Origin of the sequence: Streptomyces sp. NPDC007095, from assembly GCF_040634475.1 — a bacterium.
Lineage (GTDB): Bacteria > Actinomycetota > Actinomycetes > Streptomycetales > Streptomycetaceae > Streptomyces.
On record NZ_JBEYFS010000053.1, the window covers coordinates 38306 to 58423 of the forward strand.

The 20118-nt window shown below is 69.1% G+C and carries 15 protein-coding genes; 4 read left to right on the forward strand and 11 right to left on the reverse strand.

Annotated elements, in window-relative coordinates; translation table 11 throughout:
* The first annotated feature begins 121 nt into the window (after positions 1-121).
* Both coaA and ABZ656_RS19790 read left to right on the forward strand, forming a co-directional pair.
* A complete protein-coding gene (gene coaA / locus ABZ656_RS19785) occupies positions 122-1090 on the forward strand; it encodes a type I pantothenate kinase (RefSeq protein WP_060895269.1) in 969 nt (322 codons plus the stop codon).
* A gap of 45 nt (positions 1091-1135) precedes the next feature.
* Positions 1136-2083: a DUF389 domain-containing protein gene (locus ABZ656_RS19790; protein WP_101400133.1), complete on the forward strand. Its 948-nt coding sequence runs from the start codon at positions 1136-1138 to the stop codon at positions 2081-2083.
* Between the two features lie 222 nt (positions 2084-2305).
* On the opposite strand, the gene glmM is transcribed toward ABZ656_RS19790, so the two are convergent.
* The 3 genes from glmM to rplM all read right to left on the reverse strand — a co-directional run bounded on the left by glmM (position 2306) and on the right by rplM (position 4838).
* On the reverse strand, positions 2306-3664 hold the full coding sequence (gene glmM / locus ABZ656_RS19795) for a phosphoglucosamine mutase (protein WP_101400132.1): 1359 nt from the start codon (positions 3662-3664) through the stop codon (positions 2306-2308).
* A gap of 163 nt (positions 3665-3827) precedes the next feature.
* A complete protein-coding gene (gene rpsI, locus ABZ656_RS19800; protein ID WP_060895271.1) occupies positions 3828-4349 on the reverse strand; it encodes a 30S ribosomal protein S9 in 522 nt (173 codons plus the stop codon).
* A gap of 45 nt (positions 4350-4394) precedes the next feature.
* A complete protein-coding gene (gene rplM / locus ABZ656_RS19805; protein WP_101400131.1) occupies positions 4395-4838 on the reverse strand; it encodes a 50S ribosomal protein L13 in 444 nt (147 codons plus the stop codon).
* Positions 4839-5311: 473 nt separating this feature from the next.
* Between rplM and ABZ656_RS19810 the strand changes: the two genes are divergently transcribed.
* Positions 5312-6193, forward strand: a complete 882-nt coding sequence (locus tag ABZ656_RS19810; protein ID WP_101400130.1) for a hypothetical protein — start codon at positions 5312-5314, stop codon at positions 6191-6193.
* A 33-nt stretch (positions 6194-6226) separates the two neighbouring features.
* On the opposite strand, the gene ABZ656_RS19815 is transcribed toward ABZ656_RS19810, so the two are convergent.
* The 5 genes from ABZ656_RS19815 to ABZ656_RS19835 all read right to left on the reverse strand — a co-directional run bounded on the left by ABZ656_RS19815 (position 6227) and on the right by ABZ656_RS19835 (position 13084).
* Positions 6227-6979: a polyprenol monophosphomannose synthase gene (locus ABZ656_RS19815; protein ID WP_190169960.1), complete on the reverse strand. Its 753-nt coding sequence runs from the start codon at positions 6977-6979 to the stop codon at positions 6227-6229.
* An 84-nt stretch (positions 6980-7063) separates the two neighbouring features.
* Positions 7064-8716, reverse strand: a complete 1653-nt coding sequence (locus ABZ656_RS19820; RefSeq protein ID WP_360269506.1) for a glycosyltransferase family 39 protein — start codon at positions 8714-8716, stop codon at positions 7064-7066.
* A complete protein-coding gene (locus ABZ656_RS19825; RefSeq protein WP_360269508.1) occupies positions 8713-10485 on the reverse strand; it encodes a glycosyltransferase family 39 protein in 1773 nt (590 codons plus the stop codon). Before ABZ656_RS19825 ends, ABZ656_RS19820 begins: the two co-directional genes overlap by 4 nt.
* Complete coding sequence (locus ABZ656_RS19830; protein ID WP_360269510.1) at positions 10482-11498, reverse strand: glycosyl hydrolase; 1017 nt, start codon at positions 11496-11498, stop codon at positions 10482-10484. Before ABZ656_RS19830 ends, ABZ656_RS19825 begins: the two co-directional genes overlap by 4 nt.
* Positions 11498-13084, reverse strand: coding sequence for a cellulose synthase catalytic subunit (locus ABZ656_RS19835; protein ID WP_097285866.1), 1587 nt, complete (start codon positions 13082-13084; stop codon positions 11498-11500). The genes ABZ656_RS19830 and ABZ656_RS19835 overlap by 1 nt, the downstream gene beginning before the upstream one ends.
* 375 nt (positions 13085-13459) lie before the next feature.
* Between ABZ656_RS19835 and ABZ656_RS19840 the strand changes: the two genes are divergently transcribed.
* A complete protein-coding gene (locus ABZ656_RS19840; protein WP_360269512.1) occupies positions 13460-17806 on the forward strand; it encodes a choice-of-anchor D domain-containing protein in 4347 nt (1448 codons plus the stop codon).
* Between the two features lie 195 nt (positions 17807-18001).
* On the opposite strand, the gene truA is transcribed toward ABZ656_RS19840, so the two are convergent.
* From truA to ABZ656_RS19855, 3 genes are all read right to left on the reverse strand, one after another.
* Positions 18002-18856: a tRNA pseudouridine(38-40) synthase TruA gene (gene truA, locus ABZ656_RS19845; RefSeq protein WP_360269514.1), complete on the reverse strand. Its 855-nt coding sequence runs from the start codon at positions 18854-18856 to the stop codon at positions 18002-18004.
* Positions 18857-18947: 91 nt separating this feature from the next.
* The gene (gene rplQ, locus ABZ656_RS19850; RefSeq protein WP_101400125.1) at positions 18948-19472 is read right to left on the reverse strand and encodes a 50S ribosomal protein L17; all 525 of its coding nucleotides are present in this window, start codon (positions 19470-19472) and stop codon (positions 18948-18950) included.
* Between the two features lie 193 nt (positions 19473-19665).
* Positions 19666-20118 (reverse strand): DNA-directed RNA polymerase subunit alpha C-terminal domain-containing protein (locus tag ABZ656_RS19855; RefSeq protein WP_351334669.1); only part of this gene is annotated, 453 nt, incomplete at its 5' end.

Here is a 20118-nt window from a genome sequence, read left to right on the forward strand (position 1 = left end):
GCCCCCTGGACGCCCTTGGACGCTCCCGCGTGACCCCGAGTAGCCGACTACGTGACCCACCCCACCCCCCACCCGGTCCACACTCCCGTAACAATGGACTGTGATCTCTCCGGTCTCCCCGATGCCCCGGAGCGCCCACCGGCACAGGCCGGAGGCGACTCCCTACGTCGACCTCACCCGAGCCGAGTGGAGCGTGCTGCGCGAAAAGACGCCGCTGCCGCTGACCGCCGAGGAGGTCGAGAAGCTGCGCGGTCTGGGCGATGTCATCGACCTCGACGAGGTGCGGGACATCTATCTGCCGCTGTCCCGGCTGCTCAATCTGTACGTCGGCGCCACGGACGGGCTCAGAGGAGCGCTGAACACCTTCCTCGGCGAGAAGGGCTCCCAGTCCGGCACCCCGTTCGTCATAGGGGTGGCCGGGTCGGTCGCCGTCGGCAAGTCCACCGTCGCGCGCCTGCTGCAGGCCCTGCTCTCCCGTTGGCCCGAACACCCACGCGTCGAACTGGTGACCACGGACGGCTTCCTGCTCCCCACCAAGGAGCTGGAGGCGCGCGGCCTGATGTCGAGGAAAGGTTTCCCCGAGTCGTACGACCGTCGCGCCCTCACCCGGTTCGTCGCCGACATCAAGGCGGGTAAGGACGAGGTCACGGCCCCCGTCTACTCCCACCTGATCTACGACATCGTCCCCGACCGGCGGCTCACCGTCCGCCGCCCGGACATCCTCATCGTCGAGGGCCTGAACGTCCTGCAGCCCGCCCTCCCCGGCAAGGACGGCCGCACCCGCGTCGGTCTCGCCGACTACTTCGACTTCAGCGTGTACGTCGACGCCCGCGCCGAGGACATCGAGCGCTGGTACCTCAACCGGTTCAAGAAGCTCCGCCAGACCGCCTTCCAGAAACCCGACTCCTACTTCCGCAGGTACACGCAGGTCTCCGAGGAGGAGGCGCTCGACTACGCGCGCACGACCTGGCGCACCATCAACAAGCCCAACCTGCTGGAGAACGTGGCGCCCACCCGGGGCCGGGCCACCCTCGTCGTGCGCAAGGGCCCGGACCACAAGGTGCAGCGCCTGAGCCTGCGCAAGCTGTAGTCCCGGGCCGCAAGGCCGTCATCCAGTGCGTATAGCCTGCGCCGCATGCTGCATCTGCGTCTGATCACCCCGGCCGACCGCACCGACGACGTCGTACGGCTGATCGAGCGGACCGTCGGCACGACCCATCTCGTCGTGCTCGCGGGCGCCGCCCGCAACCCGGCCGGGGACGTCGTCATGTGCGACGTCGCGCGCGAGGCGGGCGACGAACTGATCGGCACGCTGCGGGAGATGGAGCTCGACCGGACCGGGTCGATCGCCGTCGAGAACATCGATCTGTCGCTGTCGAAGCGCGCCGACAAGGCCCAGCGGGAGTCGCCGGGCGAGGGTGCGGACGCGGTGCTGTGGGAGCACCTGGCCGACGCGACGCACGAGGAGTCGACGCTCTCGGTCACCTACGTCGCCTTCCTCACGCTGGCCACGATGATCGCGGCCTGCGGTGTGGTCCTCGACAACGCGATCCTGATCGTGGGCGCGATGGCGGTCGGCCCGGAGTTCGGGCCCCTGGCGGGGTTCAGTACGGCCCTCGTGCAGCGGCATCCACGGCTCGCGGCGCGGTCGCTGATCGCGCTGCTGGTGGGCTTCGCCGTGGCGATGGCGACGACCGTGTTCTTCAGCATCTTCATGGACATGGTCGGCCTGTTCAGCCAGGCCGAGCTGAAGGGTGCGCGACCCAACACGAGCTTCGTCTACGCGCCCGACGCCTTCTCCTTCGTCGTCGCGGTGCTCGCGGGCATCGCCGGCACGCTCTCGCTGACCTCCGCCAAGTCGGGCGCCCTGGTCGGCGTCGCCATCTCCGTGACCACCGTCCCGGCCGCCGCCAACGCGGCCGTGGCCCTGAGCTACGGGGACACCGCCCAGACCTGGGGATCGACGGTGCAACTGCTGCTGAACCTGCTCGGCATCATCCTCGCCGGCACGCTCACGCTGCTGGCCCAGAAGTGGCTCTGGGCCCAGCAGCGTGAACGTACCGCCAGAACAGGTCGGTTCTAGGGCCTGTCCGGCAGATCAGGTCGCAGGAATCGGGCGGTGCCTCATCGACGCTGGTGAGCGGGGCTTGGTGCGTGCAGCTGCAAGGCGGAGGAGGGCGTCGACGCGATGGGGGTCCCCCCTGCTCGAGCGAAGCCGAGAGCTCGGGGGAGTCGGCAACCGACGACAACGCCGCAGATGTGCGTGCCAATCCCCACGTCTGCGGCATGCTCCGCCGGACAGGCCCTAGCCCAGCGCCGACTTCACCGCGTCCGCGAGCCGGCCCGCCACCGACCGTGCGTGGTCGATGTCGGCGGCCTCGACCATGACCCGGACGAGCGGCTCGGTGCCGGAGGGGCGCAGCAGGACGCGGCCGGTGGAGCCGAGTTCCCGCTCGGCCTCGGCGACCGCGGTCGCGAGTTCGGCGGAGCTCTGCACCCGGGTGCGGTCGACGTCGGGGACGTTGATGAGAACCTGCGGCAGCCGCTCCATGACGGACGCGAGGTCCTGGAGCGTACGGCCGGTCTGGGCGATCCGGGCCGCCAGCAGCAGGCCGGTCAGCGTGCCGTCACCGGTGGTGGCGTGGTCGAGGATGATCACGTGCCCGGACTGCTCACCGCCGAGCGCGTAGTTGTGCTCCTTCATCTCCTCCAGGACATAGCGGTCGCCGACCGCGGTCTGGATGAGGGAGACGCCCTCGCGCTCCATGGCCAGTTTGAAGCCCAGGTTGGACATGACCGTCGCGACGACAGTGTCGGAGCGCAGTGCGGAACGCTCCCGCATCGCCAGCGCGAGTACGGCCAGGATCTGGTCGCCGTCCACCTCGGCACCCGTGTGGTCCACGGCGAGGCAGCGGTCGGCGTCGCCGTCGTGCGCGATACCGAGGTCGGCCCCGTGCTCGACGACAGCGGCCTTCAGGAGGTCGAGGTGGGTGGAGCCGCAGCCGGCGTTGATGTTCAGGCCGTCGGGCGAGGCGCCGATCGTGATGATCTCGGCACCGGCCTGCGTGAAGGCCTCGGGAGACACTCGGGCGGCGGCGCCGTGCGCCTCGTCGAGGACGACCTTCAGGCCGTCGAGACGGTTCGGGAGCACGCCGAGGAGGTGGGCGACGTACTGGTCGAGCCCCTCGTCGTACGCGCGCACGCGCCCGACCCCGGCGCCGGTGGGCCGGTCCCAGGGCGCGCCGGTGCGGTGCTCCTCGTAGACGCCCTCGATCCTGTCCTCCAGCTCGTCGGCGAGCTTGTGGCCGCCGCGGGCGAAGAACTTGATGCCGTTGTCGGGCATGGCGTTGTGGCTGGCCGAGAGCATCACGCCGAGGTCGGCGCCCAGCGCACCGGTGAGGTACGCCACCGCGGGGGTGGGCAGCACACCGACGAGCAGGACGTCCACACCCGCGCTGGCCAGGCCCGCGACCACGGCCGCTTCCAGGAACTCCCCGGACGCACGTGGGTCCCGCCCGACCACTGCCACCGGCCGGTGGCCCTCGAACGTACCCGCCTCGGCCAGCACATGTGCCGCCGCCACGGAGAGACCGAGCGCAAGCTCGGCCGTCAGATCCGCGTTGGCGACACCGCGCACGCCGTCCGTGCCGAAGAGTCGTCCCACTGGTGTCCTCCTGATGAAGCTCAGTTTTCGGAAGTCATCCGATCATGCAAGCCTTTGAGCGCCTTGTGCCGTTATACGCCCTGGGCTGTGATAAACGAACGCCCCGGCGGCACACAGCGTGCCGCCGGGGCGAACGGTCGTACGAATACGCAGCAGCCAGTGATTAACGCTTGCTGTACTGCGGAGCCTTACGGGCCTTCTTGAGACCGGCCTTCTTGCGCTCGACCGCACGGTCGTCGCGCTTGAGGAAGCCGGCCTTCTTCAGGGCCGGGCGGTTGTTGTCCACGTCCGCCTCGTTCAGCGCGCGGGCGACACCGAGACGGAGCGCACCGGCCTGACCGGAGACGCCGCCACCCGAGATGCGGGCGATGACGTCGTAGCGGTTGTCGAGCTCGAGCACCTTGAAGGGCTCGTTGACTTCCTGCTGGTGCACCTTGTTGGGGAAGTAGTCCTCAAGGGTGCGACCGTTGATCTTCCACTTGCCGGTGCCCGGGACGATCCGGACGCGGGCGATGGCGTTCTTGCGACGGCCCAGGCCGGCGGCCGGCTGCGGGTCACCGAAGCGGCCCGCGAGCGACTCCGAGGTGTACTCACCCTCGACGGGGACCTCGGACTCGGTGGTGTAGTTCTCGATGTCGACGAGCTCAGTCTCTTCGACCGGCTGCTCAACGGTGGTCTCGGCCACGATTCTCCTCAGATTCTTTTCTGTCTTAGGGGGTGGTGGCCGGAACTACTGCGCGACCTGGGTGATCTCGAACGGGACCGGCTGCTGGGCAGCGTGCGGGTGGTTCTCGCCCGCGTAGACCTTCAGCTTCGAGAGCACCTGACGGCCCAGGGTGTTCTTGGGGATCATGCCCTTGATGGCCTTCTCGACGGCCTTCTCGGGGTTCTTCGCCAGCAGCTCGTCGTAACGGACGGAGCGCAGACCACCCGGGTAACCGGAGTGGCGGTACGCCAGCTTCTGGGTCTTCTTGTTGCCGGAGAGGTGCACCTTGTCGGCGTTGATGATGATGACGAAGTCACCAGCATCGACGTGCGGCGCAAAGATCGGCTTGTGCTTGCCCCGCAGGATGTTCGCGGCAGTGGTCGCCAGACGGCCCAGGACGACATCCTGGGCGTCGATGACGTACCACTGGCGAGTGATGTCGCCGGGCTTGGGGCTGTACGTACGCACGGTCGTAGCCTTCGCTTCTTCAGTGAGTGGGTCCTGACATGGCCACCACGGACGATCACGACAGCCCTGACCGCACCTCGGTGACGCATACCGAGTGCTGGTCGCTGGTCATCGGCCCCGGTGGACCGGTGTAAGGGCCCCTCACGTGAGAATGAGCAAGCCAATACACATAACGAACTGCAAGAGTACCCGCGCTTGCCCGGAAGGGTCAAAACGCGGGTTCGCGACCCGGGTGCCTCGGCACCCAGGGCCACGCGAACAGTCACTGGAGACAGAGTAAGGCAGCCCTCGCCTCCGCGACGATCCGACTACCCGGCGTCACCGGACGGCCGGTGCCGGGAAGCCCGTCGAAGCGTGTCGCACCAACCACCCGGAGATGTCAGTTTTGCCCTTGCGCACTCAGGTCACGCTAGGGGCTCAAGTGCCCTCCGGTGCGGAACGCCACCCCCCTTACCCCGTCTAAGATGCGGCCCATGAGTTATGGGCAGGGTGGGCAGGGGGAGCCTCCGTGGGATCCCTGGAAGCCTGGTTCTCAGCAACCCGATTGGGGACGTCGGAACCAGACTCCGGACTGGGCGGCACTCGCCGAGGCGTCCGAGACACGCAACCGGAGGCGCAGGCTGCTGGTGATCGTCGGCTCGGCGGTCGCCACGATCGCGGTCGGCGCTGCCGTCGCCGTGGCCGTCGTCTCCTCTAACGGGGACAACCAGGCCGGGAACGCGCCCAGCAAGCTGCCCGCCACCGCGACCATCCCGAGCGACAGCACGGCGCCGGTACCGACGTTCGCTCCGACCTCGGCGCCGCCGCCGCTGGATCCGATGGACTTCATATCCAGCGTGCAGAAGGACACCGCGCCGCTCAGCCCGGACATCCTCTTCCCCGGTTCGCAGCTGACGATGGGTGACCGCGTCTACCGCAAGGGCCCCACCGCCTCGACGGAGAAGTGCGCGTCGGCCGTGCAGGGCACACTGCCCGCGGTGCTCACCAAGAACGACTGCACCCGGCTGATGCGCGTCACCTACAGCAAGGACGGCGTCGGGGTGACCGTCGGCGTCGCGGTCTTCAACACCGCCGCTCAGGCGGCCAAGGCGAAGTCCGAGGCGGACAGCAAGAGCATCATCACGTCGCTGTCCGGCCAGGGCGTCGCCAACTTCTGCCGTACGGCGGTCTGTCGCTCGACCACCAACTCCTACGGCCGTTACGCCTACTTCACGCTGGCCGGCTTCATCAACGGCAAGGACGTGACGACGAAGGACGCCAAGGTCTTCACGACCGGCGACGACCTGGCCGAGTTCGCCTTCCGCCAGATCCGCCGCCGTGGCGAGGCCCAGGCGTCGACGGCGGCCAACCAGTAACCGGCCGGCCGCCTCCCGCACCCGGGACCCGGGTCACTTGTTCTTCATACGCAGCCGGATCGGCACCACCGCCGACTCCAGCTGTGTCTTCAGCGTCATCTTCGAGACCCCCTCGGTCCGCTCCTCGAAACGGATCGGGATCTCGACGGCGCTGTGCCCCGCCCGTACGGCCTTGTACTTCAGCTCGACCTGGAAGCTGTAGCCGGCGCTGTCCAGCGTGGCCAGGTCGATGTCGCGCAGAGCCTGGGCCGACCAGAGGTTGAACCCGGCCGTGATGTCCCGGATCCGGGTGCCGAGCACGGTACGGGCGTACCGGTTGGCGAAGCGGGAGAGCAGGACGCGGTGCGCGCCCCAGTCCTCGTCCAGCGAGCCGCCCTCGACGTACCGGCTGCCGATGACCAGGCCCACCCCGTTGGCCAGGGCCGTGCCGAGCATCCGGGGCACGGCCTCGACGGGGTGGCTGCCGTCGGCGTCCATCTGGACGACGTACTCGGCGCCCTCGTCGAGCGCGAGGCTCATCCCGGCCGCGTAGGCGCGCCCTAGCCCGTCCTTCTCGGTGCGGTGCAGCACGCTCATCCGGCGCCGCCCCTTGGTGTTGTACTTCTCCGCCAGCTCGTCGGCGATCCTGCCGGTTCCGTCCGGGCTGGAGTCGTCCACGATCTTCAAGTGAAGGCCGTCGAGCGGCAGTTGAAGTACGGCTTCGGCCATTCTCGGCAGATTGGCCGCCTCGTTGTAGGTCGGCATCACCACAGTGACGGCAGTGCCCGCTCCCAGGTTGTTCGTCATTCCCCTTCTCCTCCCCATATGTCATCTTAAATTTCCCCCCGCCGGACGGCCGTGTCCGGCGCGGCACCCGGAAGGCCGCTGCGCTCAGGTGTGGATCTTGCGCTGGGCGGCGTCGTCCTTCTTCCCTGACGTGTCGCCCGTGGCCGCCTTGGCGGACTTTTCGAACAGCACCAGCGTGAGGCTGTCCAGCTTGCGTGTCTTCACGACGCGAAAGCCTCGCTCGACCGCGGTCGCCGTCGCCTTCGACATACCGCTGAGCGGCTGTCCGTCGAGCGTGGTGGACACCAGCCACAGCCGGTCGGCGTTCGCCAGGCACTTCGCGGGTCGCGGGCACTCCGCGGCGCCGAAGGAGCCCAGTTCCTGCGGGGTGCGGTACATGAGCACGTCCCGCGGACGTCCCTTGTCGTCGCGCAGCTCGTAGTCCATCGCCCGGCGCTCCGACAGCGCCCCGCTGAACACGATCCCGTCGCCCTTCCGCTGCCCGGCCTCGATGAGCTGGGCCGCGCCGCGGAAGTCGGGCTCCCCGAGCGCGTTCTCGCGGGTCTCGCGGATGCCCGGGAGCGCCTGCCAGGCGAGCCCTGCGGCCGCTGCCGCGGCAAGCACCCAGCCGAACCCACGCCGGGCCGCGGCCCCCGTACCCGCCTTCGGCCCGGCCACCGGCCCGGCGATCCGGCAGACCGCGACCGCGGCGAGCAGCACCCAGGCGGGCGCCGTGAACAGCAGATAGCGCGGCAGAAAGAGATGCAGCTTGGACGCGGTGACATAGGTCGCCAGCGGCGGCAGCACGATCCACACGGCCAGCGGAAGCGCCCGGCGGCCCGCGAAGAACAGGCCCAGAGCGCCCAGCGCCATCACCGGCGTGGCCACCGCCCAGGACCCGAAGAGGTTCTTCGGGAAGTCGACCAGGTCCTTCATGACGGGGTTGTTCCAGGCGATCTGCCCGCTCTGGCCCGTGCCCTGGATCGCCATCGGGATGACGAAGCACAGGCCGACGGTGCCCGCCGCCGCGTACGCCCAGCCCACGATCCGGTCCCCCGAACGCCGGGCCATCAGGACCATCACGACATGCGCACCGAGCACCGCGAGCGAGGCCAGATGGCTCCAGCCGATCATCGGCACGGTGAGGGTGTAGCCCACCCACACCTTGAAGCCGGGCTGCTCCAGCGCCCTGGCGAGCAGCAGCGTCGACAGGAGCACGGCGGCCACGGCGAAGGCGTACGGCCTGATCTCCTGCCCGTAGCGCGTCACCGTCGGCACCACCGCGAACAGGAAGCCGGCGAGCACCCCGGTCTGCGTGGTGAACAGCCGCCGCCCGAGCAGAGCGAGCAGTCCCGCGGAGGAGGCCATGGCCAGGGCCCCCGGGATACGCATCGCGGTCGGTGAGTCCCCGGCGAGCGAGACCCAGAAGTGCATCAGCACGTAGTACGGGGTGAACACCACGTCGATGGAGCGGATCAGCTGGCTCAGGTCGTGGAAGGAGAGCGTCGCCGCCCACCAGGTGGCGTGCTCGTCGCGCCACAGCTGTCGATGGCCGATCCCGCGCAGGATCAGCGCCAGCGCGGCGGCCGAGGGCAGCAGGAAGACGAGCAGCGCCGCGAGGCGCCCACCGCGGTCACCGGTGTGCTGCTCGGCCTCGCGCCGCGCCCTCCGTCCTCCGGAACCGGCGCCCGCGGACGTCTCCGAGGCGGGCTCGTACCCCGCCGCCGTACCGCCGTCGACCGCCGTCGTGCCGCTCATCGCTTGACCCAGATCCGGTAGGCGTTCTGACCGCTGCTCGTCGTGAACGGGAAGACCGCGGCCAGGCGGTAGTGCGTGTTGCCCTTCAGCCCCTTCTTGACCGCCTCGTACGTCGCCGGGGTCACCGAGCCGTGCATCACGATCACGTCGAAGCGCCCGTCGCGCACCGCCTGTTCGAAGGCGTCGGGACCGGTGTGCTGCTTGCCGTCCTTGCCCCGGTAGTCCATGAAGTAGGTGTTCTGCCACTGGTTCCAGCCGGTGACGTCGCGCAGGTAGTACGCGGGTACCTCCTGCTCCTCTGCCAGGTAGAACCCCTTCTTGTCGACGTGGGCCACCGTGCGCAGATAGGCGACCATCGGCGAGGAGTCCGGGAAGCTGTACGCCTTCTGCGCCTGCACCATGCCGAACACCAGCGCGAGGACATACACCATGATCCCGAGCTGTGGATGCCGGAAGTGCGGGCCGACCAGGCGGGCCATGCCCAGGCCCGCCATGGGCGCGGCGAAGAACAGGCCGAAGCCGACGTGCTTGTAGAGCGAGACCTCGGTGTGCAGATGGATCTGGTACGCCGGTGCCAGCAGCGCCGTCCCGGTGAGCACCACTCCGAGCCCGGCGCGCCGCACCCGCCCGGCGGTCTCCCCCTCGATCCACGGCATCTCGCCCATCCGCCCGCGCAGCGCGTACGCGACCGAGCCGACGAGCGCCGCCAGGAAGACCAGACCGCCCCACTCGGCGCTGTGCTCCAGCAGCTTCATGGCGGAATCGGCGCCCTGGGCCCGGTTGGTGGTGGTGGAGCTGATGCCGCCGAGCGGCCCGGAAAGAACGTACCCGGCGCCGAGCAGCGCCCCGATGCCCGTGCCGAGGAACACCCCGCGGCCCAGGGTCTTCACCCCGCGGTGCCGGTGCGCGGTGACCACCGCGAGCAGCACCAGCGTCGGCAGATACAGGCCGGAGGCGTACTTCACGGCGAAGGCCAGCGCGGCCGGTGGCGCGGCCAGCAGGACGGCCGCCGAGCGCATCCGGTCGGTGCGCACGACGGCGTACATCGACAGGGCGAGCAGGAAGATCGCGGCGGCGTCGTACGTGGCGAAGTTGCCGAGCACGGTCGTCGACTGGAGGACGGAGAAGAGGGCGGCCGCGCCGAGCGCCGCCCGCAGGTTGAACAGGCGCCGGGTCACCGCGTACAGCAGGCCGGTGGCGGCCAGCATGAACAACAGGCTCAGGACCCGGACGCCGGTCAGCCCGAAGTACGAGTCCACGGCGGCGGCGAGCACCGGGTACAGCTTCGGGTGGCCGGAGAAGTAGCCCGCGAAGTCGACCGGCAGCTTGGTGCCGTGCAGCAGGTTGTTCAGTTCGTAGTGGCCGGAGGCGATGTAGAGCGCCTCGTCCTGGAAGGCCGTCCCCCGAAGCCGCAGCGAGAGCCCGGCCTGCACCAGCAGCAGGCACCCCAGCACTCCGCGCCCGAGCAGCTTGCCGCGCCGGTTGTCCACGGCCCAGGAGGACTCGGGGACGGCGGGCAGTGTGTAGCCGGGGTCGTCGGGCTCGGGTTCGGGTTCGGGCTCCGGTCCGGTCGCACGGACCGGGGTTCCGGGGCTCGAAGGGGCCGAGGGCTCCGCGTACGGGTCGTACGTCTCGTAGTACGGCGGATACGCCTGCTGCTGGGGCGGCCACGCGTACGAGTCCTGCCCGTACGACTCCTGTTGGTACTCCTGGTACTGCTGGTACTGCTGCTGGTGTTCCTGCGGCGGCTGCGGCTGTCTGCTGCTCATGGCTTGGTCACATCGAATCCGAAGCGGGAGGCGGCGGCCTGCTCGCGGAAGGTGCGCGTCGTGGCCGGACCGCTGGTGATGCGCCAGTCCGCTTCCTTGTCGAAGTTGAACCAGACGAAGCCGATCACGTCGTCGTGTGCGGCCGTCCCCTTGAAAAGGTCGGTAATGTCGGCCGGCTTGCGCTGCCCGGCCTCGGCCGCCGTCTCCGCGATGATCACGGGCTTCTTGGTGAAGGCACGGATCTGGGTCGTCGTCGGCCCGTACAGAGTCGAGAAGGTGGAGGGGCCGGTGCGGGCGTAGTAGCCGATGACTCCGACCCAGTCGACGTACTCCTCGCCCGGCCAGTACGGCTTCAGGCGCACGGTCGGCACCGGGTTGATCACGTTCGGGCTCCACACCCAGATGACCTGGGTGGCGCCCTCCTGGTCGAAGAGGTCGTGGACGTGCCGGTACGCGGCGACGAACTGCGCGGCGGTGGCCTTCTTCGTGCCCCAGGGGTACCAGAAGGCATTCATCTCGTGCCCGAAGCTGATCGCCACCGGCAGGTTGAGCTCCTTGACGGACCTCGCGTAGCCGCGGATGTACGCGTCGTCGGCGCCGGAGGCGATCTGCCCCAGCGTCTTGTCGAAGGGCTCCCAGGCGATGAAGGGCAGCGCCTTGTAGTCCCGGGCGTTCTGTACGGCGGCCGTCTCGTAGCGGTCGCCCCACGCCGAGTAGAACTCGATCAGGTTGGGCTTCTTGCCCGCGGACTTCGCGAAGGCGTCGACGTTCTTCATGTCGGCGGGCGCGCCTTCGGCGGCCAGGCCGAGGTACTTCTTCGCAGGTTTCAGCAACGGGCGTACGTCATACGGGGGTTCCGGCTTGGCCGTCTCGGTGGCCGCTGACTCGCCGGGGTCCGCCGCCTCGCCCTGGGCCCGTCGGTACTCGTCCCGGCCCTGCTCGGAGAACGTGCTGCAGCCGGCGAGGAGTGCGCCGGCGAGCAGGACTGCCGCCAGCGCACGAAAACGACTCATCACGCGATCTGCTCCCGAGGCTGGACGAGCACGCGCCCGACGACCATGGCATAGAAGAGGCCGGCGGACAGCATCAGCGCGAAGTCCGGCGGATAGAGCGTGAGCATGCGCCAGGCGGCGACGCCGATCCACAGCACCGCGGTCCCGGCGCTCCACACGATCATTCCGGTCCAGTACCGGCGCATGCCGTTCTTCTTGGCGCCCTGCGAGCCGGTCGGCTTCCAACCCATCGGACGTCCGCGCAACACGTCCCACACGGCGAAGACATGCGACCACCCGTACATCACGCGAACCGACCAGGCCTCCAGGCGGTACGGCGCCCGGTGCCACAGCGGCAGCACCAGCGTCACGTACGCCACGCTGGGCAGCACCCAGAGCGAGGCCTCGGCGCGCAGCAGATCGGGCCGCAGGATGAGCAGCCCGAGCGGGATCAGCGGGGCGAGGAAGGTCGCGAGGGCGGTCTGCAGGTAGTAGAGGAACCCGGAGACGTAGCACAGCCGCGTCTGGAACTTGAGGTCCATCTCCCAGAACCGCTTGCTGGTCAGCAGCGACAACGAGCCCATGCACCAGCGGTACTGCTGGTTGTGGAAGGCACCGGCGGTGTCCGGGCACACACCGGCCGACAGCGCGACGGGCACGTAGCACAGCTTCCAGCCCAGCGCCCGCAGGTCGAAACCGGTGTACATGTCCTCGGAGTGCTCGATCAGCGTGATGCCGCCGATCTGGGCGAGGGCCGCGCGCCGGTACACCGCGCACGAGCCGACGCAGATCGATCCGTCCTTGTCCTCGCGGGAGGTCTGCACGGACCGGTAGAACTGCTCCTGCACCGCTCCCGCGCCGCGCTCGATCCAGTTCTGCCGGTCGGTGATCCGGAAGAACTGCGGCGACTGCACGATCCCGATCCGCTCGTCGGCGTCCATGTGCGGCAGCAGTTCGTCGAGCAGGTCGGCGCGCGGCGCGAAGTCGGCGTCGAGGATGAGGATGTGGTCGCCGTCGGTGATCCCGAAGGCGTGGTGGAGGTTGCCGGCCTTCTTGAACCAACCGCGGTTCGGCCGCACCACGTAGTGGAAGCCGAAGTCCCGCGCCATGGCGCCGACCTCCGGGTCGTCGGCGTCGTCCAGCACGTACACCTTGACGACGCCCCGGTAGGTGCCCGCGAGCCGGTTCACGTTGACCCAGGTGTTGTGCAGCACCTCCAGCGGCTCACCGCACACCGGCAGGAAGACGTCCACGCTCGGGTGGACGGCGGGCCGCCAGTCCCGCACCAGCAGCTTGTGCGCCTTGATGTCGAAGTCCTTGCTGAGCCCGTCCAGGTACAGCGAGATCAGGTAGTCCGCGACCACGAAGGCGAGCAGCGGCATCGTCAGCCAGAACCACGGGCTGGACGCCGTGAACAGGAACTGGCTCACCGCGAGACAGGCGAAGCTGATCAGCGAGCCCAGCGTCAGGACCCACAGGTGACGGCGCGTGTACGAGTACTTCTCGGCGTCGTCCGGCGGCTGTGGCAAGAGCCCATGGCTCTCCGGCTCGCGTCTGCGTCGATGAGGACGCTCAGCGCGCGCCGCAGCACTCACTGCACTGTTCATGAACCCCCCCAGGACCTGGAACGGACCTGTGAACCCACCCCGAGCCCGGCTGCCCCAAATTCGAACTTTCAGCCGGACCGCGAAAGCATAACCGGATCTCCCCTTTAAGACTCAACAACCTTGTTACGTGATGGTTTCATCACGAGTCACAGGGGTAGCAGTGGCGCCGCGCAGCAGCGAAGCACGCCCCCGCAGTGCGCAAAAAGGTCAACTGATGGTAAGAACAACCACTCAGTCTTCACGTTTGCGCCGCACCTGTGACCATTCCGGGTGCGAACACTAGGGGGAGGTCCCGATTTGCCCGGGTTTTCCGTGCCCGCACGCGGTGGCCGCCATCGCAACCGGCGGCGCAGATGGCTGTTCGCCACAGTGGCCGTGGCCGCTGCGGCACTGATCGGCACGACGATCAGCCTGGTGGCATCCTCGGCCCAGGCCGACCAAACCACCCAGGGCATCGACAACTTGCGCACCAACTGGGACCAGAACGAGGCCGGGCTCTCCCCGGCTGTTGTCCAGTCGTCCGCCTTCGGCCGGCTCTTCGCCACGAAACTGGACGGGCAGATATACGCCCAGCCCCTGGTGCTGGGCGACCAGGTGATCGCGGTCACCGAGAGCAACACCGTGTACGGCCTCGATCGCGCCACCGGTGCGATCGAGTGGAGCAAGAACTACGGACCGGCATGGCCGGCCTCGGCGATCGGCTGCGGGGACCTGACACCCAATGTGGGGGCGACCGCGACTCCCGTCTACGACCCGGCCACCAACGCCCTCTACTTCACCACCAAGGTCGACGACGGCACCTCCACGCACCGCCACCCGACGTGGCTGATGCACGCAGTGGACCCGGCCTCCGGAGCCGAGCGCCCGGGGTGGCCGGTCACCATCGCCGGAAGCCCCGTCAACGACCCGAGCGCCAAGTTCGACGCCTACTACGAGCAGCAGCGCCCGGGCCTGCTGTTGATGGACGGCGTCGTCTACGCGGGCTTCGGCGGCCACTGTGACGCGTGGCCGTACCGCGGCTATGTGGTCGGGGTGAGCACCACCGGGCACAGCATCACCTCGATGTGGGCCACGGCGACCGGTGCCGGCACCGGCGGCGCCGGCATCTGGCAGTCGGGTGGCGGACTGGTCTCGGACGGGTCCGGCCGGATCTTCTTCAGCACCGGGAACGGCATCAGCCCGGCGCCCGGGCCGGGCAAGACCGTTCAGGGAACCCTGGCCGAGTCCGTCGTACGCCTCCAGGTCGGCGCGGACAACACCCTCGGTACAGCCGACTTCTTCAGCCCGAGCGACGCCTCCACCCTGGACCTCAACGACCAGGACATCTCCTCGGGCGCCCCGATGGCGCTGCCGGACGGCTTCGGTACCAGCGAGCACCCGCACCTGCTGATCCAGCAGGGCAAGGACGGACGGGTGTTCCTGCTCGACCGCGACAACCTCGGCGGCATGGGCCAGGGAGCCCAGGGCGGCGACGCCGCGGTGAGCGCGTCCGGCCCCTACCAGGGCATGTGGGGGCACCCCGCGTTCTGGGGCGGCGACGGCGGCTATGTCTACGTCGTCGGCAACCAGGGTCCGCTGCGCGCTCTCAAGTACGGCGTGCGCAACGGCGGTACGCCCACGCTCACCCTCACCGGCCAGAGCCAGGACACCTTCGGCTACACCAGCGGCTCTCCCCTGGTCACGTCCGACGGCACGGACGAATCCAGTGCCCTGGTGTGGATGACCTCCGCGAGCAACGCCTCCGGGGCCGACGGCACCCTGCGCGCCTACAGCCCCACTCCCGACGGCAACGGCCTGCTCCAGCTGCTGTGGTCCGCGCCGATCGGTACCGCGACCAAGTTCAGCACGCCGACCGCCGAGGGCGGCAAGGTGTACGTCGGCACCCGGGACGGTGTGCTCTACGGCTTCGGCAGCCCGGCCAGGACGGCTCTGACCGCGGCCTCGCTGGACTTCGGTCAGGTCGGTGTGGGCGACAGCGGCTCCGCCGAGATGAAACTGACGGCCACGCAGGACGTCAGCGTCACGGGGCTCAAGGCCTCCGGCGCGTTCTCGGTCGACCCGTCCGCCGTACCCACCCCCGAGCAGCCCACGGCACTGGCGGCGGACGCCACCCTGGACGTTCCGATCACCTTCGCCCCCACCGCCACCGGCGGCATCAACGGCACGCTGACCGCGAACCTGTCGGACGGCCAGAAGCTGGTCTTCGCCCTCCACGGCGTCGGCACCAGGCCCGGCCTCGGGGCGGCACCCGCCGCCCTGGACTTCGGGGAAGTGCCCACCGGCAGCACTTCGACGCTGAACCTTCAGATCACCAACACCGGTACCGAACCGGAGACCATCGACTCGGTCGACTCGCCCGGCGGCGCCTTCTCCGCCTCGGGCCTGCCGAGCGCGGGGACGGTCGTACCGGCCGGTGGCTCGTTCGTGCTCTCGGTCACCTACACCCCGACCGGCGACCAGGTCGACAGCGACGCGCTCGTGGTCAGCAGCAGCGGCGGCGGCGCCACACACACGCTGAGCCTGCCGGTCAGCGCGACGGCCATCACGGGGCAGGGACACCTGGAGTTCTCCACGAGTTCACTGGACTTCGGCCAGGTCCCGATCGGCAGCTCCAAGTCGCTGTCGTTCACCATCACCAACACCGGCAACATCCCGGTTACGGTGACCAAGGCCAAGGCGCCGACAGGTGACTTCAACAGCCCGGTGCAGCTGTCGGAGGGCCTGATCATCGGTCCTGAGCAGACCGCGGTGCAGAACGTGACGTTCACTCCGCGTTCGGCTGCGGATCTGAGCGCCTTCTACGAGGTCACCGGCACCGGGACCGACACGAACGGCAACAGCCAGGGCGCCATGTACGTGCCGGTCAAGGGCACCGGTACCGGCACCGCCACGACCACCTCGGCCGACGACGGCCTGTGGCAGACCAACGGCTCGGCGGTGCCGGCTGACCGCGGCGGGGTCCAACTGACCCCGGCCACCAGCAATCAGGCGGGCACGGCGGTGTACACCGAGCCGCTGCGCACCGACGGTCTGCGGGCCACCTTCACCACGAAGTTCGGCCCCGGCAGCGGCGGGAAGGGCATGACGCTCACTCTGCTCGACCCGGCCCAGAACTCCGCCTCCGCACTGGGCGGGACCGGTGACAGCCTCGGCATCGCGGGACGGCCGGGCACGGTGATCGCGCTCGCCACCGGCTGGAACGACACGCTCAAGGCACAGAACTTCGTGGGCGTCGGCCGCAGTGCGGCCGGCTCGTCGGCGATCGACTACCAGTCGATGGCCACACTCGGCACCTCCCTGCGCCAGGGCACACACCAGGTCGACATCCAGGTGGCCGCCGGCCATCTGTACGTCTGGATCGACGGGGCGCAGGTGATGGACGCGACACCGACGCTGACGTCCACCGCGCTCCTCGCCTTCTCCGGTGCCACCGGCGACAACGCCGACGTGCAGACGGTGAGCGGCCCGGTCGTCAGCGAGGCGGCGCCTCCGGTCCCGGAGCCGAAAGCGGCGACCTCGCTCCATCTCACCGCCCCGAGCACGGGTGTCCCGGGCCGGCCGTTGACCGTTGACGGCACGTTGACCTCGTCCGTGGCGCTTCCCGCAGGTCAGGTCGCGCACATCACGCGGAACGGAACAGCACTGCGCGATGTAACGACGAAGGCGGACGGCTCCTTCACCTTCAGCGACACCCCGCCGGCAGAGGGCACTTACACCTACGCCGCAAGCTACGCGGGGGACGCAACACACGAGGCGGCGAGCACGGCAAGCCTCGTCCAGGTGTCCAAGCCGGCCACCTCGGTCACTCTGGCGGCCCCGGCCACGGCCACCCGCACGCACAAGCTGACCGTGTCCGGCACGCTCTCCGGCTCGCCCTTCGCCACCGGTGGGGTCGTCACGGTGACGAAGACCGACCTCGCACACCCGTCCGGCGTCGCACTCACCGACGCGAAGGTCGCCGCGGACGGTTCGTTCACGTTCGCGGACACCCCGCAGATCGGCGGCGCCAACACCTACAAGGTGACCTACGGCGGCGACATCTCACACAAGCCGGGCAGCCGCAGCGCCACCGTCCAGGTGTCCCGAGTCTCGACGGGCCTGACCATCACCACCGACCACTCGACGTACGCATACGGTCAGTCCGCGAAGGTCACCGCTCACCTGGGTACGACCTACAACAAGCGAACGGTGGCGATCTACGCTCAGCCGTTCGGCGGCACATCGGTCCTGGTGAAGTCGGGCACGGTGGACTCCCACGGCAATCTGACAGGGTCCTACAAGCTCGCCCGCAACACCACGTTCAGCGCGGTGTTCGCCGGTGACTACCAGTACGCCCCGAAGACCGTCGCCCGAAGTGTGCAGTCCTATGTGCGGATCTCGGAGAAACTGTCCGGTTACTACACGAGCACGCACTACGGCAGCACTCTCTACTGGGTGTACCACCACACCGCCAAGGAGCAACTCGACGCCACCGTCACACCCAACAAGGCCGGCCAGTGCCTCGTCTTCCGCGTGCAGCGGTACTACAGCGGCGCCTGGCACACGCAGACCACCACCCCCTGCTCCTCACTCGGTTCCACCAGCGCCGGCCGCCACCAGATGTCTCTCACCAAGTCCGTCAACAGCAGGTTCCGCATCGCCGCGGAGTACATCCACAGCAGTAAGGACAACACCAACCTCAGCACCTGGGGCGCCTGGCAGTACTTCACCGTCAGGCAGTAGGCACGACTGCGACCCGGCTGAACAGCCCCGTCCTCGGACAGCGGTCCAGGGCGGGGCCTCGCCTTCCGCGCGGCAGGTCCTCGTGGCCGACCTCCATGCCCCGACGGAGGCTGCGACCGGGCGCGTCCATGGCCCGGCCGACGGCCCGTGCAGTGGGGCGTGCCACCGCCTTCCGGTCCTCCGCCGACAGCCGGTTCAGCAGCAGGCCCCCGGCAGCGTCCGCCGGTTCCGCGCCTCCTTGTTGCGCGCGGCGAGCAGTTCGTCCGCGGGGTAGCCGACCTCCTCAAGCGTCAGCCCGTGCGGCCGTACGACATGGACGGCCGAGTCCCGTACGCCGGCCGCGAGCACCTTCCCTGGCCAGTCGGGACCCCGGTGCCCGTCCCCCACGAACAGCAGCGCACCGATGAGCGAGCGCACCATGTTGTGGCAGAAGGCGTCGGCGCGGACGGTGGCGGTGATGATCCCGTCGTCCCCGCGCACCAGACTCAGCTTCTGGAGCGTACGAATGGTCGTGGCGCCCTCGCGCTTCTTGCAGTAGGCGGCGAAGTCGTGCTCGCCCACGAGCCGCTCGGCCGCCTCGTTCATGGCGTCCACGTCCAACGGCCAGTCGTGCCACAGGACGTGACCCCGCAGCAGGGGATCCACTCCCCCGGGGTTGTCGGTGACGCGGTAGGCGTAGCGCCGCCAGATCGCGGAGAATCGGGCGTTGAACCCGCTGGGGGCCTCCCGCAGGGACCACACCCGCACGTCCTTGGGCAGCCGTCCGGCCAGCCGCTTGAGCAGCTTCTCCTCGTGCTCGGCCCACAGCTCGACGGGAAGATCGACGTGCGCCACCTGCCCGCGGGCGTGCACACCGGCGTCGGTGCGCCCGGCGACGGTCAGCTCGTACGTGGTGTCCCTGGACCGCGTGACGGTCCTGAGGGCGTCCTCGATCTCCCCCTGCACGGTCCGGCGCCCCGAGGCCTGCTTGGCCCACCCGGAGAACTCGGTCCCGTCGTACGACAGATCCAAACGCACCCGTACGAACCCGGGCTGTACTTCGTCACTCACACCTAGATCCTCTCAAGGCCGGCATCTGTGCCGGAACACGAAAGCGGGCCCGCCCCCGAAGGGACGGACCCGCTCACAGCCAGGCAGTGCCTCAGGCGTCCTTCGACTCCTCGGCGGGAGCCTCGGCGGCGTCCTCGACCTTGGCGTCCTCGACCTTGGCGTCCTCGACCTTGGCCGGAGCCTCGGTCTTGACCTCGGCGTCCTTGGCGGCACGCTTGGTGGCCGCCTCGGCCTCACCGGTGGCCTGCTGGGCCACGGTCAGGGCCTCCACCAGCTCGATGACGGCCATGGGCGCGTTGTCGCCACGGCGGTTACCGATCTTGGTGATACGGGTGTAGCCACCCGGGCGGTTCTCGTAGCGCGGGCCGATCTCGGTGAAGAGCGTGTGCACGATGCTCTTGTCCGTGATCACCGAGAGCACCTGACGGCGGTTGTGAAGGTCACCCTTCTTCGCCTTGGTGACCAGACGCTCCGCGTACGGGCGCAGGCGACGGGCCTTCGCCTCGGTGGTGGTGATGCGGCCGTGCTCGAAGAGCGACTTCGCGAGGTTCGCGAGGAGCAGCTTCTCGTGCGCGGCGCTGCCGCCCAGACGGGCACCCTTGGTGGGCTTCGGCATGGTGTTTCTCCTAGGTGTCTGCCCCGGCCGTATCAGGTACCGGAGTCAGTGTCCGAGCGGGCGATCGCCCGTCGGAGATCCGGCCGCCTCTTCCGAGGCACCGGAGGACCCGCGCCCCGTAAGGGGCGCGGGGAACTGCGCGACCAGCCAGGAACCGGCCCGCAGCCTGGAACCGGCAGTGGAACCCGAGCTCTTAGTACTGCTCGGTCTCCACAAAGCCCGCATCCGCGTCGTCGTCCGCGCCAAACGCGTCCGCCGCAGCGGTGGGGTCGAATCCGGGCGGGCTGTCCTTGAGGGCCAGGCCCATGCCGGCCAGCTTCGCCTTGACCTCGTCGATGGACTTCGCACCGAAGTTGCGGATGTCCAGGAGGTCGGCCTCGGAGCGGGCGACGAGCTCACCCACGGAGTGGATGCCCTCACGCTTGAGGCAGTTGTAGGAACGAACGGTGAGCTCGAGCTCCTCGATCGGCAGCGCGAGGTCAGCGGCGAGGGCGGCGTCCGTGGGGGACGGGCCCATGTCGATGCCCTCGGCGTCGATGTTGAGCTCGCGGGCCAGACCGAACAGCTCGACCAGGGTCTTACCGGCCGACGCCATGGCGTCACGGGGACGCATGGCCTGCTTGGTCTCGACGTCGACGATCAGCTT

Bases quoted from the DNA above. Each gene is read 5' to 3' on its own strand.
- coaA (WP_060895269.1), top strand. From the start codon at position 122: ATGCCCCGGAGCGCCCACCGGCACAGGCCGGAGGCGACTCCCTACGTC.
- ABZ656_RS19790 (WP_101400133.1), top strand. From the start codon at position 1,136: ATGCTGCATCTGCGTCTGATCACCCCGGCCGACCGCACCGACGACGTC.
- ABZ656_RS19810 (WP_101400130.1), top strand. From the start codon at position 5,312: ATGAGTTATGGGCAGGGTGGGCAGGGGGAGCCTCCGTGGGATCCCTGG.
- ABZ656_RS19815 (WP_190169960.1), bottom strand. From the start codon at position 6,979: ATGACGAACAACCTGGGAGCGGGCACTGCCGTCACTGTGGTGATGCCG.
- ABZ656_RS19820 (WP_360269506.1), bottom strand. From the start codon at position 8,716: ATGAGCGGCACGACGGCGGTCGACGGCGGTACGGCGGCGGGGTACGAG.
- ABZ656_RS19825 (WP_360269508.1), bottom strand. From the start codon at position 10,485: ATGAGCAGCAGACAGCCGCAGCCGCCGCAGGAACACCAGCAGCAGTAC.
- ABZ656_RS19830 (WP_360269510.1), bottom strand. From the start codon at position 11,498: ATGAGTCGTTTTCGTGCGCTGGCGGCAGTCCTGCTCGCCGGCGCACTC.
- ABZ656_RS19835 (WP_097285866.1), bottom strand. From the start codon at position 13,084: ATGAACAGTGCAGTGAGTGCTGCGGCGCGCGCTGAGCGTCCTCATCGA.
- rplQ (WP_101400125.1), bottom strand. From the start codon at position 19,472: ATGCCGAAGCCCACCAAGGGTGCCCGTCTGGGCGGCAGCGCCGCGCAC.